We start from the raw sequence: 14,536 nt of genomic DNA on the forward strand, positions 1-14,536 counted from the left end.
CATGTCCCAAGCATCGATTGTTTTGCCGCAAACCGACATCGCCCTCAAAAAAGACGTGGATGCTGCCCTCGCAGCGATTTCCACCCTGAGCGCAGGTGCGACCGACCCGGGTGCGGGCCCCGGCGCGTACGCCTTCTGGGCCGACACCGGTAACGCTCTGCTCAAGCAGCGCAGTGCCGACAATACCGCCTGGGTGGCCCTGTGCCCGCTTGGCCAGGCCCTGGCCGTGGCAAGTGGCAATGCCAGCCAACAGTTCAGCGTTGCTGACGCGACCGAGAACAACCAGGCCGTTAGCCTGGAGCAGCTGAAAGCCGCCATCGCCGCCATCACCGGTGCGGTTCCTGTCGGTTCGATCATCAGCAGCGCCTGTGCGGCGGCTCCGGATGGCTACTTGCTGTGCGATGGCTCCGCCGTCTCTCGCACTGCCTACGCCACCCTCTTTGCGGCGATCGGCTCCATCTATGGCAGTGGTGACGGCTCGACGAGCTTCAACCTGCCCGATGCGCGTGGTGTGGCCTTGCGTGGTCTGGATGGCGGTCGCGGCCTGGACTCTGGCCGAACGCTTGGATCGTACCAGGCGGATGCAATCGCTTCGCACACGGTACCCGTTAGCATCTCGGACCCGGGGCACAGTCACGGTATCAGCGATCCCGGGCATAGCCATACCGAGAGCATCTACAACGCGGGGGGTGGCACCAATCAAGCCACTCCCACGTACAACTCGTCTTCGAATCAATATCTCGCGAGTACGGGGAGTTCCAAATCCGGGATTAGTGTCAACAGCCACACGGCCGATATCACTGCTTCCGGTGTGTATTCGGGGGCCGGCGAGACCCGGATGAAGAACCTGGCGATCAACTTCTTCATCAAGTACTGACCCGCTTGATTTAGCCGCCAAATGCAAGCCACCCAAACCGGGTGGCTTTTGTTTTTCGACTGCAGAGATCTCCGCCGAGGAGGCGACAGCCTCATGGGCAGACCAAGCGCTTATTCCCGTCGGATGATGGGCACGATCCATGGGCACCTTTGATTGAGTTTAGGGCATGGGCAGCCATGGCAATCAGGGGGCGCTGATGAATCCCTACAAACAAGGGGTTCCGCTGCCAATTAAGAGCCGCCTTCGGGCGGCTTTCTGTTTGTTCCAGTCATCATTTCGAAAACAAACCCCATGGAGAGGGGGCCCATGCCGAAATACGGGGCCACGACCCGCAAAGGCGGGAGGTGCCAGCGAGGCTGACTCGAGAATTCTGCAGGGGACCGGTTTTCAGATCCTGGCAAAGAGCGCCAATCCTCCAGTAAAGGACCGGATCAACAGCGTCAACGCGCTGAGCCTGAACGACCAGGGGGGCGCCGGCTGAAGGTGATCACGGAGCTGTGTCCTGCCTTTACCGGGAGCCTGGAACTGCAGCCTTATGACGACAACGGCTAGCCTGACAAAAGACTGACCATGACCACCAGAACGACGCTGGCGGGTACTTCATGGTGTGGCGCTGGCTGGTAGTGAAACCGATTGCAACCCACGGCGCGCATATGCCGCACATGAGCCACTAAGCTATGGACTTCAATACTCTGCAGGCCACTTTCCCGGCCGATCCGGACTACCCGGAGCGCACGGCACAGTTGGCGGCCCTTACTCGCGTACTGGATGGCACGCTGTACAACATGCTCGGGCACCCGTTCGCCGAGGAGCATGACAACGCCGGCGAGTACATCCCGCTGGCCAAGCGCCGCCCGTCGGTACGCACACGCATCTGCCAGACGGTGGTCAATGACTCTGTCAGCCTGCTGTTCAGCGGGGGACACTTCCCCGCCGTGGAGTGCAAGGATGAGCCAACCCGCGACGCGCTCGCCAAGCTGGTCAAGGAAACAGGCCTGAACGAGGTGATGATCGACGCGGCGACGCGCGGCTCGGTGGGATCGGTGGCGGTGTTGATGAAAGTGTTGAAGAACCGTGTTTTCTGGCAGGTTCTGCCAAGCCAGTACCGGACGCCAACCTGGGACCCGGATGCCCCCGATACGCTGCTGAAGCTCTCCGAGCAATACAAAGTCAAGGGCGGTGTACTGAAAGCTCAGGGCTACACCATCGCAGACGGCGACATCGATGCTGACTTCTGGTTTCTGCGCGAATGGGATGCCAAGGCTGAAAACTGGTTCTTGCCCCTCAAGGTTAGCGAAGCAAAGGATGGTGCCTCGTTCGTACAGGATGACGATCGAACCGTTCCGCACGGACTTGGCTTTGTGCCGGTAGTCTGGATTCGCAATCTACCTGGCGGCGATGACATCGATGGTGTGTCGACCTTTCCCGTTGAGGCGATCGACACTCAGATCGAGGCCGACTACTTGCTGTCGCAAGGGGGCCGCGCACTCAAGTATCAGTCCGACCCCACATTGCACATCAAGGAGCCGGCTCATGGAGCCGGAGCAATGGTCAAAGGGGCTGCCAATGTCATCGTGACTAGCGTTGAGGGCGATGCCAAGCTTTTGGAGATCAGTGGCGACTCTGCACATGCGGTAATGGACTGGGTCAAGGCCCTGCGCGAGATCGCGCTCGAGGGTGCCGGTGCAAATCGCGCCAACGCGGACAAGCTCAGCTCCGTACAATCCGGCCGTGCCATGGAGCTGATGAACCAGGCGCTGATCTGGCTGGCCGACAAGTTGCGCATCAGTTACGGAGAAGGCGCGCTGCTCGAACTTCTGAACATGGCGGTGCGTGCCTCGACAACGTTCAAGCTGGTCGACAAGAAGGGCCGCCCGCTGGGCGAGCTGTCGCAGGATGACGACCTCGCCCTGCGCTGGCCGCAGTGGTACCTGCCAACCTACACCGACAAGCAGACGCAGGCCGAGACGCTGACCACTCTGCGCGATGGCGGCCTGCTGTCACGCGAAACCAGCATCAAGTCCCTTGCCGCGAGCTACGATATCGCCGATCCGACGGATGAAATACGACAGATCGAGAGCGATCCGCCTTTGTCCAGCTCGACGGCTGCTGCATCTAAGTAGCCCCCGCTGAGCGAGAGCAAGGACTGATGCGGTAGAACCGCTACCCCCAAGCTGCCCAGACGATTCGGGGTGTTTTTTAGTCGGAGAGGACTGATGTCTCACCCCAGCCACTCATTCTTGAAGCGTGGCGTGGTGATGGAGACCGCCTAAGCAACGGGCCGGGGTTCGCGCCCCGGTCACATCGACAGAGACGTGTAATCCCGTTTGGAACCCCGGATGTCCGGGACCTGGGGCCAGACGCACAGGGTGTGTGGTGAGCAAACTCACGGCTGTTTATGTGCCGGCTGTCTACTTCGGGCAGGCCAAGACGCCGACGGCTAGTTTCTCGATGACCTGCGGTGGCCGTCTGCTTCGTTTCACGAAGGGCGTAGCGTTTGTTACCCAGCTCTGCACAACTGCCCGGTGGCCTGGTTTATCGCCGCCGAACAAGCGGACGGTCTCTCGGCGTTAACGCCAACACAGACCTTCAACTTTGCGTATGCCGTCCAGATTCTGACCTTCAACTACGGCGAGCCGTTCAACGCTGCCCCGCAACTGCTGGCCGCGCTGACTGCAGCCGGCCCACCGGTACAATAACCATGGCAAAACGTAACCCAGTTCCGACCCTGCCGGATCTTGTGCAACAGAATCCTGACTCGGTTCCACTGCCGACGCAGGCAATCGCAGCTGAAAGTCGTGCCGAAGACTCCCTGCAAGCGCCGACGCGTGCACGCATCTTGGCCGATGCCACTTGCTGGATTCCGACGCCGACTGGCACTGAGCTCGCCCGCCAGTGGTATCGCGGACAGATCGTTGCCAATGATCCTGACGTGCTCGCCGAGCTTAAGACCAACGGTGTATGCCTCGAGCATCTGGAGTAAACCATGTCCTTCACTGATACGGAAAAGACCGACATCCGGCGCTTCTGTGGTTATCCGGTATTCGGCGGCCAGCCTGTGCAGGCGTTCGGCGACTGCTTCTTCGCCCAGGATGGCACGCTGGAATCCCGGCTTGACAGCCTGCAGGCGGGTGAGGAGGCGGTGATCCGCACGGCCTACCTGGCCAGTCTGCAGCAGTTGGAAGCCGACATCGTAGGCACTCGGGTGAATCTGGATACCGACGAGGCGGCCGTATGGAAGCACAACCGGCGCGAGCAGGCCGACCGCGAGGCACTGTTTGACAGCTGGCGCCGCCGATTGTGCGGCTTTCTCGGCATTGCGCCCGGGCCTGCATTAGGCGATGGCGGTCTGAGCTTGGTGGTCTGACATGGACGGCGCCACTCTCCAAGCCAAGATTAACGCCGGCTATGGCAAGGCCGCGCAGCGCATGGGGTATTTCTACCAGCAGTACCGCGCGACCGGCCCTCTGAATCCATTGTCCGGCGTGGCCGTGCAGTCGCTGCTCTGCTCATTCACGACGAATTTCAACTTCAACCTGCCCAACAGATACGGGCAGGCGGCGTGGCTTGGCATCTTCGATGGAAGCAACGTCAACCCGGGAGACATCCTTGTCGGCCACGGAGGCACGTTCTTCGTTGCGGCGATGCAGGACACTCTCCCGACGTACTGCGTGCAATGCAACCGGACTGTGTCTGTTCTACGCGTGGCAATGGACAGCGGGGTGGGGCAAGTGAACTACGGTGCCGACACCGATGCGACCGAGCAGACGCTCATGTCTGGCTGGCCTGCAAGCATCCTCCAGGGCACGAAAGGCAAAAAAAGCGAGGTTGGTGCTGGTCTGCCGGGCGACGTGCGAATGCCATGGTGGGCTATCTTGCTGCCGGCATGGCCGGGCGTCGTGTTGAGAACATCGGACATCATTGCCGATGACATAGGACGCCGCTACACCATTTCGAGCGCCGAGTTGACTGATAGGGGCTGGCGGATCACCGCCATGCAAGCACAGGTGTGACATGGCCGACATCTCCGATGTTCTGAACGTGCTGGTCGGAAGTGCTGCGGCCATTTTATATCCAAGCGGTACCTCATCGCCGAGCGCCTGTGGTGCCCCGGTAAAGGTGTACTCGGGCTGGCCAGCGGCAAAAGTGCTTGAGGATGACCTCCGGGCGGGAAAGCTGCATGTATCGGTGTTCCCTCTGCCCACGGAGCGCAAGACCACCCGCCATATCGGTAGGAAACTCAAGGTAACCCATCCGGGGGGGGCGACGCTGACAGCAACGGTTTCCGGAAATACCGTCGCAATCGGCGGGGCCGTGAGCGTCCCCCAGAACGTTTACCTGCTGGCCAACGGGGTCGGTGCCGTCTACGCTGTTCAGGCCTCCGATACGCTGGCAACCATTGCGGCAGCGCTTGCTGTTCTGGCTCAGTCAGTAGTGCCCGGAGCTTCCAGTATGGGAACGGTGCTGACGCTGCCTGGGGCACACTCTGTCGTTGCTCGGGTCGGTGCCGTTGGTACGGCCATCAGGGAAACGAAGCGGCAGGAGAAGCAGATCCAGCTCTCGGTCTGGGCGTCCACCCCGTCGCTGCGCGATACGGCAGCATCCGTGCTCGATTCTGCGCTATCGGCATCGAGCGGGATTGCGTTCCCTGATGGGTCGGTCGGGATTTTGCTGTATTCGCACTCGAACCAGACTGACCTCAGCAAGGAAAAGCTCTACCGCCGCGACCTGATATACACCGTCGATTACGCAACGACGCAGAGCGTTTCGGCTCCACAAGTCATCGCGCCAGTGCTCAATGTCGCGTCGCAAGACAGTGGGCAATCCATCACAACCATTCAGGAGTAGTCCATGGCTGACCCGAAATTCATCTTGGTCGTCATTCACCCGTTCGCTGATTTTCAGCGCGGGCATCAAATCACCGATCCCGGCGAGATTGCCGAGGTTTTGGCCGGCGAGTGCGCGCACCACGTCCACAAGACGCCGGTGGAAGGCTCGCCCGCGTAGTCACCCCACACAACCACCACGAGAACCCGGTCTAGTGCCGGGTTTTTGTATTTTTGGAGTAGCCAATGCCCATTTATCAGGCTGGCAGTATCAATACGGCGGCGCTCTCGGCTCCCGATCTGTACGTGCAGGTCCTGGCCCCGAAAACCCGATACATCAACGGCGTCGCTACCGACGTTCTTGGCCTCGTGGGCATTGGCTCGTGGGGTCCGGTAAACAGCCCGTACCTGATCGGCGGTACGGCCGACATGCAGCGCTACCTCGGCAACCAGCAGGTGCGCAAGTATGATTTGGCCACGCACGTTGCCGTTTCGATCCAGCTGGGTGCAACGAACATTCGCGCTGTGCGCATAACAGACGGCACCGATACGGCGGCCTCGACCGCTTTGAAGGACACCGCCAGTACGCCGGTAACCGGCGCATCGCTGACGGGTTTCTATACCGGCACCATCGGCAACAACCTGTCGGCCTTCATCTCTGCAGGGACGGCTGTCGGCAGCTTCAAGTTGACGGTGATTCTCGCCGGGCAGACGCCGGAAGTATTCGATAACCTGACCGGTACCGGTGCGGCCTTCTGGGCATCGCTGGTCAGTGCAGTGAACAACGGGCAAAGCGGCATCCGCGGCCCCTCGCAGTTGGTGGTCGCTTCCATCGGCACTTCGTCGGGCACGCCGAACGCATCGACCACGTACGCCTTCACCGGCGGCACCGATGGCACGACTACCCTGACCGATGCATTGCTTGTTGGCCAGGACGGCTATGGCGCCACTCGCAAGGGCATGTACGCGCTGCGAGGCACGAATGCCCAGGTCGTCAACCTGATCGACTTGACGGATTCGACGCAGTGGGCCGGCATGCTGGCCTACGGGCTCAGCGAGGGCGCTTACGTCATCACTCAGGGGCCGGCGGGCGCCTCTTACTCGACCGTATCGACCAGCCTCAATACCGTCGGCGCGGACGGCTACGGCCTCAAGGTGCTCGTGGGTGACTGGGTGTATTGGTACGACACTGTCAATGGTCAAAATCGCATGCTGGCCCCGGCAACGTTCTCGGCGGCCGAGATCGCAGCGCTGTCCCCGCACATCAGCCCGCTGAACAAAAAGCTGATCAATGCTGTCGGCACCCAGCGCCAGCTTGCGAACCAGCCGTACAGCCTTTCCGAGATTGGCGCGATCAATACCGCCAGGCTGGATGTCATCACGAACCCGTGCCCGGGCGGCAGTTACTTCGGGCATCGCTCTGGGTTGAACTGCTCGAGCTCGTCGACGCAGAACGGCGACACCTACACCCGGATGACGAACTTCCTGTCGCTGACGCTGGCGGCATCGTTCGGCTATGTGGTGGGTGAAAACCAGACCACCGACCTGCGGCGCGAGTCGAAGAGCACGATCGAGGCTTTCCTGTCGACCCTGGAAGATCAGGGGATGATCGGCGACCCGAACGGCGGTAAGTGCTTCTCGGTGCAAATCGACAAGACCAATAACCCGGACAGCCGCGTCGCCCTTGGCTACCTGCAGGCCGATGTGCAGGTCAAGTATCTCAACGTCGTTCGCTACTTCCTGATCAACCTGGAAGCCGGCGGCAGCGTAACGATTACCGTCTCGGCTAATCCCCGATAACCCATGAAAAACGGCCCCTCTCAGGAGGGGCGTTTGCATTTTTGGAGTGTGAAATATGCCTCAAGGTGGGTATTCCATTGGCCTCGACGTTGCGATAGACATTCTTGGCCCGTACGGCGCGATCCGGCTCGACAAGATCACGTCCTTCGATTCGAAACCAAAGGTCAGCAGCACGGCAGTGACCGCTCTTAGCGGAGAAACCGACGAATTGTTGTTCCTCAAGGGCTGGCAGGGAACGATCGATCTGGAACGAACCGACTCCACCGTCGATGACTGGTGGGCACAGGTTGAATCCGATTTTTACGGCGGCAAATCGACGTCGCCGGCCACCATTACCGAAACCATTGCCGAGCCTGACGGCAGTACGACCACCTGGCGCTATCAGCGCGTCGTATTGACGCTGGTCGATGCCGGCAAAAAGCAGGGCGACAAGACGGTGCCGATGCAAATGACCTTCACGGCGGCACGCCGCATCAAGGTTAGCTAAACCCTTTGGCGCGGCAAGCGGGGCACCGTGGCCGGGTTCGTCGCCGGCCCGCCGCGCCACCCAGACGGCTCATGACGAGAGGAAAACGAAATGGCAAAAGTTACCGTACACGAAGAAACCGAAGAGGTTGCAGCAACCAAGCCGGTGCAGCGCGGCCCCGTACTGACCACACTGGAGCCCGATGCGCGCGGGCGCATCATCAAGTTGCGCGAGCTCGATCCGCTGCAGCAGAGCCGGCTGGTGATGGCGGTTGGCGGCGAGAACGCCGCGAATCAGGTCTATATGAACGGCTTTGCGCTGCCCGCCGCGATGGTTGCCCATATCGATGACGACTTCTTCGGGTTGCCTGGAAACGTCAAACAGATCGATGCGATGCTCTCCCAGCTTGGCGCCGATGGCATGGCCGCGATCAATACGCATCTCGTCGCCAAATTCGAAGCTGCCAAGGCTGAAATGGAAAAGGCCGTGATATCGGCAGAGCAGGCGGCCGCAAAAAACTAGTCGGGAACCCTGATTTCCGTAGTCGGTGCTGGCTACTGAGGAACGGGGTTCCTTTCGACCGGGTGTTTGAGTGTGACACGCTTTTGCCCCACGAGCGCAATGCCATGTCAATCACGTTTTCCGAGTTCGAAGGGGGAGAATTCGACTGGAACACCATGACTTTCAAGGAGCGGAAGGATGGAGTTTAACGACATGGCCGCGCTCGCTTTCCATTTTGCAAAGGCTGCGGCCCGTGAGCCGGTAGTCCTTGAGAATGGCCTGGAGAAGTGCGCTGTTCACATCGAAGGGCTGGCCAAGGACGAAATCGGCCATTACCAGAGCAGCGTCGGCCCATTTCCAGCTTGGGCAGAGCTTGCCGACTCCCCGGAACAGCAGAAGGCGGCCCATGGATACCCGGTCGATGCGCCATTGCTGGCATCAGGAGAAATGCGCGAGGCCATTACGCATGAGGTTTCCGGGTTTGAAGCGGCAATCGGGGTGAAAGACGATGATGCGGGAAAAAAGCTGATTTACCACGAACTCGGGACATCAAAAATGCCGGCGCAGCCCGTTCTTGGACCTGCGGCATTCCGAGGCAAGGAATTCATCATCCGAACAATTGGTCATGCCGCCGTATCGGGGATGATTGGCGGCGAACAAATCCATTCTTCGCCCGGTTACGAGGGAAAGTAGATCAGCCGAATATCAAGGAGCAGATTAATGCGGTCAGAGCGATCAATGCGCCCCCAGCAAAGACAAGAACGACTGACGATATCGTGAAAAGCAACAGCCCATCCTGCAGCCCGAGTTTGGTTACAGCCTTCTCGGGGGCGGAACTGACGTGTATTCCCTTCCACTGACGAGGACTTTTTTCTAAAGGAACGTCCTCGATCTGATCGCCGTTCCACTGGATGACGCGATGTTGTTTTGCCAGGTGAGTCAAAACCAATAAAGGAAAATCATTATGGCATTCGACGCCTATTCCGTCGCGGTAAAACTATCGCTCGTGAGCAACGTCGGCGCCGGGCTGCTGTCGCTGTCGAAGAATCTGCAGTCGACACACATGGATGCGAAGGAGCTGGAGAACAGGCTTGGCTCCATCGGGAAGCGGCTGGAGCTAGGGAACAGCATGTTTGCCGGTGGGAAGGCTATCGCAACCATGTTCAAGACGCCAGTCGAGAAAGCGATCGAGTATCAGCGCGAGCTTTCCAAGCTCAAGCAAATGGGGCTTGGCGACGCGCAGATTCAGGATGCTCAAAAGTTCGTGCAGGCGACGCAGATCATCGGGACATCAGTGATGGATCGGATGAAGTTGTTCGTGGAAACGCAGGGCGCATTCCGCGAATCAGGCATGGCTGGCCCGAAGGCACTCGAGGCGGCAAAGACCATGACTCCAATCCTGGGGGCATACCAGACTGCAGTTCAGACGCTCGATGGCGACAAGCGGGCAACCGCTGAGAGCGGGATGATGGCGCTCAACCGGCTCGTTGATCAGATGGGGGGGGTGCACGATCCACGGCGTGCTGCCGCGATTGTTGACTCAGCATTTAAGTCCGTCCAAGCGACTGGGAAAATGATCACACCGGAGCAGATCGGTCGATTCCGTAGTTCCGGTGGCGCGGCGGTGGCAAATTACACTGACAAAGCCCTATTCGCAGGGCTCGAGCCGATCATGGGCGAGCTGAAGGAAAGCACGATGGGCATGGGGCTGCGCACGGCCTATGCTCGCATGCAGGGTCATATCAAACCACCAAACCAGCTAGTGGGCGAAGCGATGAGGCTCGGAATCTGGGACAAGAAGGAAGTTGTGTTCAACTCGATGGGCGGCATACAAAAGCTCAAAGGGAACCCACTCAAGGGTGAATATTCCGGCTTGATGAACTCAGACCCCGTCGCGTTTGCAGAAAAAATGCTGGCTGTATATAAGGCGCACGGAATCACGCAGCAATCCGACATCTCTCGTGAAAACATGATGCTGTTCGGTAGTAATGGTGCAAAATTTTATGACCTGATGATGAGGCAGATGCCAAAGCTTAAGAGCTCCGAAGGCGCATTCGGCGTAGCGCATGGCATTGGAGCGACGAATAAGGACAACGCTAACTCTCCACAGATGGCGATCCTGCAGTTTGATAAGGCCATAGATGGCCTTTGTCTTTCTATTGGGAATGATCTCTTGCCAATGATTACACCGCTGGTTGGGAGGATGACTGAATTGGCTGTGGAGCTGGGGAAGCATCCTGATCTAATAAGAAATTTTACATTCGCGCTTGTCGGCCTCTCTGCGTCTCTGGCGACTGGAGGCCTGATCAACATGGTATGGGGGGCTGGCAATGGGTTCCTCCTGCTATATGACGTACTGAAAGGAGGAAGGATCGCAAGTGCAATTCTGTCCTGGACGGCACTCATTGGGAAGGTTCTATTAACAGGCTTGCGCGCTATTCCTGTCGTTGGTTGGGTCGTCATGGCCGTGACTCTTGGAATTTACCTGTGGCGGAATTGGGGGGCCGTATGGAAGGGAACCAAGGCCGTGTTCGGCTTCATCTCGGATGGGGTCGGTGCCTTGTGGAGTGGCATATCTGCAGCATTTTCTGCCGGGTACGGGGTTATAAAAGGATTCGTCGGTTGGTTCTTTGAACAATGGGCATGGCTGATCGGGAAGGTGAAGGGATTTTTCTCTATTGGCGATAAGCCGGCAGCCTCCCACTCCACTGCTCCCGTCCCGCCCAAGGTACAGCCGGTCTTTCACTTCCATGTCAGCGTTCCAGTCGACGGCAAGAAGGTCGCCGAGGTGGTTACGAAGTACCAGGCGCAATTCGCCTCGCGCGCGCCGACCGGCGGTTCTTCCGTTGACCCGGCCATGAACCATATTTTCCCTGGCATGTATAGCGGTGTATTTGGAGGAGGCTGAGCATGACCGTTTTGAGTTCCATGCTTAACTTCGCCCGGGGCATGAATCCGGCGGCGACTCGCCTGATACTCGGAACCTTCGAGTTTCTGGATTTCGAGATACCGGAGCGGATCGCCCTTGGCGCCAAGCAGCAGACCACCGTGCACAAACTGGTCGGTGGCCGCCGCGTCATCGATGTCATGGGGGTCGATTACGACCCGATCACCTGGTCGGGGATCATCAGCGGGAAGAACACGGCAGCGCGCGTCCGAACACTCGAGCAGATGCGGGATGCGGGCGAGGTCCTGCCGCTGACGCTCGACGAATACTCATTCGACGTGCTGATCTCTTCGTTCGTCCCGACCTACGAATGGGCGTATCGGCGCCCGTACACGATCGAACTGTTGGTCAGAGCCCGGAATGATGCGCCCAAAAGAGCGAATACCCTGTCAGGCGCTCTCGACGCTCTCATAAACAGTGATGTTGGTAAGGCGATGAACCTGTCGAATACCATCAATGTGTCATCGGTCACCGACGCCGTGACGGCCGTCCAGTCCGCCGTATCGCAGGTACGGGACATTGCGCACGCGACCGTCGATGCGGTGCAGAGCATTGTCAAGCCCATTGTCGCAGCGCAGCAGCTGGTTTCGACCACGATCACCAGCCTGGAATCGTCGTTGGGGGAGATCACCACCCTTGGCGGCCTGGTGCCCGGCAATCCCGTCTCACTCGCCGTCAGCCGCACGCTGTCGCAGGCCACGGCCCTTACGCAAACGAGTGCCCTGTATCAGATGCAGAACGTGTTGGGGCGTCTGAACAAGAACGTGCAGGCCGGGCAGACCGCGGATGGCGTGAGCTCGGTGACGCAGACGGGCGGAAACTTGTGTGCAGTGGCCGCAAAGGCCTATCTCGACCAGTCATTGTGGCCTGGAATTGCCATGGCCAACAATAGAACCGATCCATGGCTTACCGGCATAAACACAATCATCATTCCATCAAACCCGAGTTCATAGCATGGACCTGAACAACCCGCTTGCAGCATCCAGCGCCCGGCAAATCACCGGGCGCTGTCTTTTGGGGGATGTCGAAATGCCGTTTGTCTCGTTCGATGTGGACGAGAACGCATTCAACTCGGCGGACACCTTCTCGGTGACCTTTGCCACCTCAGGGCTGCCGGCCGGATACGGCTTGGCCTGGTGGAGTACTCAGACAAAAATCACTGTTGAGCTCTACGCCACCATCGTAACCGCTGATGGGCCGGACGATAAACGGCTGATCCTCGGCGACGTGGATTCCTGGCAGTTTCACCCGGCCCGATTTGAGGTAACTGCAGTCGGCCGCGATTACACTGCGCGATTCATCGAGAGCAAGGTACTTGGCGACTCGTTCAAGAATCTCACTTCGAGCCAGATTGCGACAACGCTTGCCGCAAGGCACGGGCTAAGCGCCGTAGTGAAACCAACAAAGGGACTGTTCGGCACGTTCTCTCAGATCGACACAACCCATCTGCAGGGAGAGCAAACGGAGTGGGATCTGCTGACCTATCTGGCGGCCTACGAGAACTATCAGGTGTATGTGGATGGCACAACACTGCACTTCGTACCGGCTATCACCGATGCGGCAAAGTCTGACCAGTACGTCATCCGCTGGCAGCCGCCTGGAGCGCTCCCATATCCGCAAGCCAATGTTTCCGATGACCTGCTGTTTGAGCGGGCCTTGACCATCACCAAGGGGGTCATTGTCGAGGTGCACTCATGGCAGATGATGCGCAAGCGGCAAAAGCAGATCGTGGCTTCCTACCCCAAGACGTCGGCCAAGGGTACCGCCGTTGGTGGATCGACCGCCAAGTCTCAGGTCTATCGGATCATTCGCAACGGGTTGACGCAGGAGCAGGCCACCAAGCTGGCCGAGGCCACCTACAAGAAAATCGTCGCGCACGAAATGAAGGTGTCGGGTTCAACCGCCGGCGATAACCTGCTGTCGTCGCGGACCATGGTCCGCATCGAGGGCACCGGAACTGTATTTGACCAGCTGTATTTCTGCGACTCGATCAAGCGGTCAATGAGCTTCGACGGAGGCTATTCCATGACTTTCACTGCCAAGAACCACTCGCCTGCCATGGAGGTATCGGGATGAGGCAGTTCATGAACGCCATGCGCTTGCATGCCAGCCAGGCGCAGGCCGGTTTCAGCGGTACCCGCGTTGGGCTTATCGCCGACTACGACCCGATTGCCTACAGCATCAAGGTCGCTCTGCAGCCGACGATGGAGGAGACGGGATGGATTCCGCTTGCGACGCCGTGGGCTGGCAACGGGTGGGGGCTGGCCCTTGGCCCGATGATCGGGGCAGAGGTCGAGATCAACTTCGACTCCGGCCGGATCGATGCGGGCATGGCCGGTGGCCAGTACTTCAACGATGAGGACATCTGTCCGGGGCCGCCGTCTGGCGAGGCTTGGTTGGTCCATCAGACAGGCTCTTATATCAAGCTGACCAACGACGGCAAGGCTAACATCAACGGTGCCGCCGAAGTCGACGTGGCTGGGCCGACTATCAACATCACGGCAACGGGCAACGCAAACGTCAGCGCACAGACCGTGGCGGTCTCTGCGCAAGGTGCGGCATCTATCACCGCGCCATCGATAAGTATTGGCGCCTCCGGTCAGTCTCTGCTGTCCTTTGTGACCTCGCTGTTTCAGGCGCTGTTCAACGGGCACACACACCTCAGCAATGGTGCCGGGCAGCAGACGAATGCACCAGCCCAGCAGATGACCGACAAGCACATGACCAGCACCGTGAAAGGAGGCTGACGTGATCGACCTTTACCACTACGTGGGCAGCGATCTATCGAAGTCACCTTCGGGTGACTTAAAGCCCGTCACGGGCCTGGAGCGCGGCAAACAGCGCGTCTTGCGAAGGCTGATGACCAATCCCGGCGATTATATCTTCCATCCCGACTATGGCGCAGGCCTCGGTCGAAAGGTGGGCGACATCGTCAATGTGAAGGAATGGAAGGCGCTGATTCTCGGGCAGATGCTGCTGGAATCGTGTGTAGCGGCTGACCCCGAGCCCACTGTCGACGTCAAGGTTATCGAAGGCGGTGCCTCGGTTTTTATCCAGTACACCGACTCTGGCACCGGTGAGACGGCCGCCTTGTCGTTTGACGTTACTCCGGACTGAAT

The 14,536-nt window shown here is 59.2% G+C and carries 17 protein-coding genes; all 17 read left to right on the forward strand.

Features of this window, described 5'->3' with window-relative positions:
• Position 1: 1 nt before the first annotated feature.
• Positions 2 to 877 carry a tail fiber protein gene (locus tag G520_RS23805; RefSeq protein WP_051228834.1) on the forward strand — a complete coding sequence of 292 codons (876 nt, stop codon included), beginning with the start codon at positions 2 to 4 and terminating at the stop codon, positions 875 to 877.
• A gap of 677 nt (positions 878 to 1,554) precedes the next feature.
• Positions 1,555 to 3,000, forward strand: a complete 1,446-nt coding sequence (locus tag G520_RS0102050; RefSeq protein ID WP_028534214.1) for a phage portal protein — start codon at positions 1,555 to 1,557, stop codon at positions 2,998 to 3,000.
• 402 nt (positions 3,001 to 3,402) lie between these two features.
• Positions 3,403 to 3,576 carry a hypothetical protein gene (locus tag G520_RS24740; protein ID WP_156876834.1) on the forward strand — a complete coding sequence of 58 codons (174 nt, stop codon included), beginning with the start codon at positions 3,403 to 3,405 and terminating at the stop codon, positions 3,574 to 3,576.
• Between the two features lie 2 nt (positions 3,577 to 3,578).
• Positions 3,579 to 3,860: a hypothetical protein gene (locus G520_RS24745; protein ID WP_156876835.1), complete on the forward strand. Its 282-nt coding sequence runs from the start codon at positions 3,579 to 3,581 to the stop codon at positions 3,858 to 3,860.
• Positions 3,861 to 3,863: 3 nt separating this feature from the next.
• Positions 3,864 to 4,244, forward strand: coding sequence for a hypothetical protein (locus tag G520_RS0102060; RefSeq protein WP_028534215.1), 381 nt, complete (start codon positions 3,864 to 3,866; stop codon positions 4,242 to 4,244).
• Position 4,245: 1 nt separating this feature from the next.
• Positions 4,246 to 4,890 carry a hypothetical protein gene (locus tag G520_RS0102065; RefSeq protein WP_028534216.1) on the forward strand — a complete coding sequence of 215 codons (645 nt, stop codon included), beginning with the start codon at positions 4,246 to 4,248 and terminating at the stop codon, positions 4,888 to 4,890.
• Position 4,891: 1 nt separating this feature from the next.
• On the forward strand, positions 4,892 to 5,725 hold the full coding sequence (locus G520_RS0102070) for a hypothetical protein (RefSeq protein WP_028534217.1): 834 nt from the start codon (positions 4,892 to 4,894) through the stop codon (positions 5,723 to 5,725).
• Positions 5,726 to 5,728: 3 nt separating this feature from the next.
• Positions 5,729 to 5,884: a hypothetical protein gene (locus tag G520_RS25180; RefSeq protein ID WP_169449802.1), complete on the forward strand. Its 156-nt coding sequence runs from the start codon at positions 5,729 to 5,731 to the stop codon at positions 5,882 to 5,884.
• 65 nt (positions 5,885 to 5,949) lie between these two features.
• The gene (locus G520_RS0102080; RefSeq protein ID WP_028534218.1) at positions 5,950 to 7,503 is read left to right on the forward strand and encodes a tail protein; all 1,554 of its coding nucleotides are present in this window, start codon (positions 5,950 to 5,952) and stop codon (positions 7,501 to 7,503) included.
• Between the two features lie 55 nt (positions 7,504 to 7,558).
• Positions 7,559 to 7,990, forward strand: a complete 432-nt coding sequence (locus G520_RS0102085; RefSeq protein ID WP_028534219.1) for a hypothetical protein — start codon at positions 7,559 to 7,561, stop codon at positions 7,988 to 7,990.
• 90 nt (positions 7,991 to 8,080) lie between these two features.
• Entirely contained in the window at positions 8,081 to 8,491 is a 411-nt protein-coding gene (locus G520_RS0102090; protein WP_028534220.1) for a hypothetical protein, read from the forward strand.
• Between the two features lie 177 nt (positions 8,492 to 8,668).
• On the forward strand, positions 8,669 to 9,163 hold the full coding sequence (locus G520_RS0102095) for an HK97-gp10 family putative phage morphogenesis protein (RefSeq protein WP_028534221.1): 495 nt from the start codon (positions 8,669 to 8,671) through the stop codon (positions 9,161 to 9,163).
• A gap of 271 nt (positions 9,164 to 9,434) precedes the next feature.
• Positions 9,435 to 11,378, forward strand: a complete 1,944-nt coding sequence (locus tag G520_RS0102105) for a phage tail tape measure protein (RefSeq protein WP_028534223.1) — start codon at positions 9,435 to 9,437, stop codon at positions 11,376 to 11,378.
• Positions 11,379 to 11,380: 2 nt separating this feature from the next.
• Entirely contained in the window at positions 11,381 to 12,370 is a 990-nt protein-coding gene (locus G520_RS0102110; protein WP_028534224.1) for a hypothetical protein, read from the forward strand.
• Position 12,371: 1 nt separating this feature from the next.
• A complete protein-coding gene (locus G520_RS0102115) occupies positions 12,372 to 13,493 on the forward strand; it encodes a phage late control D family protein (RefSeq protein ID WP_028534225.1) in 1,122 nt (373 codons plus the stop codon).
• An 8-nt stretch (positions 13,494 to 13,501) separates the two neighbouring features.
• Entirely contained in the window at positions 13,502 to 14,164 is a 663-nt protein-coding gene (locus G520_RS21170; RefSeq protein ID WP_211222733.1) for a phage baseplate assembly protein V, read from the forward strand.
• 1 nt (position 14,165) lies between these two features.
• On the forward strand, positions 14,166 to 14,534 hold the full coding sequence (locus G520_RS0102125) for a GPW/gp25 family protein (protein WP_028534226.1): 369 nt from the start codon (positions 14,166 to 14,168) through the stop codon (positions 14,532 to 14,534).
• The last annotated feature ends 2 nt before the right edge of the window (positions 14,535 to 14,536 follow it).

Origin of the sequence: Paludibacterium yongneupense DSM 18731 (assembly GCF_000422925.1) — a bacterium.
In the GTDB taxonomy this organism is placed as follows: domain Bacteria; phylum Pseudomonadota; class Gammaproteobacteria; order Burkholderiales; family Chromobacteriaceae; genus Paludibacterium; species Paludibacterium yongneupense.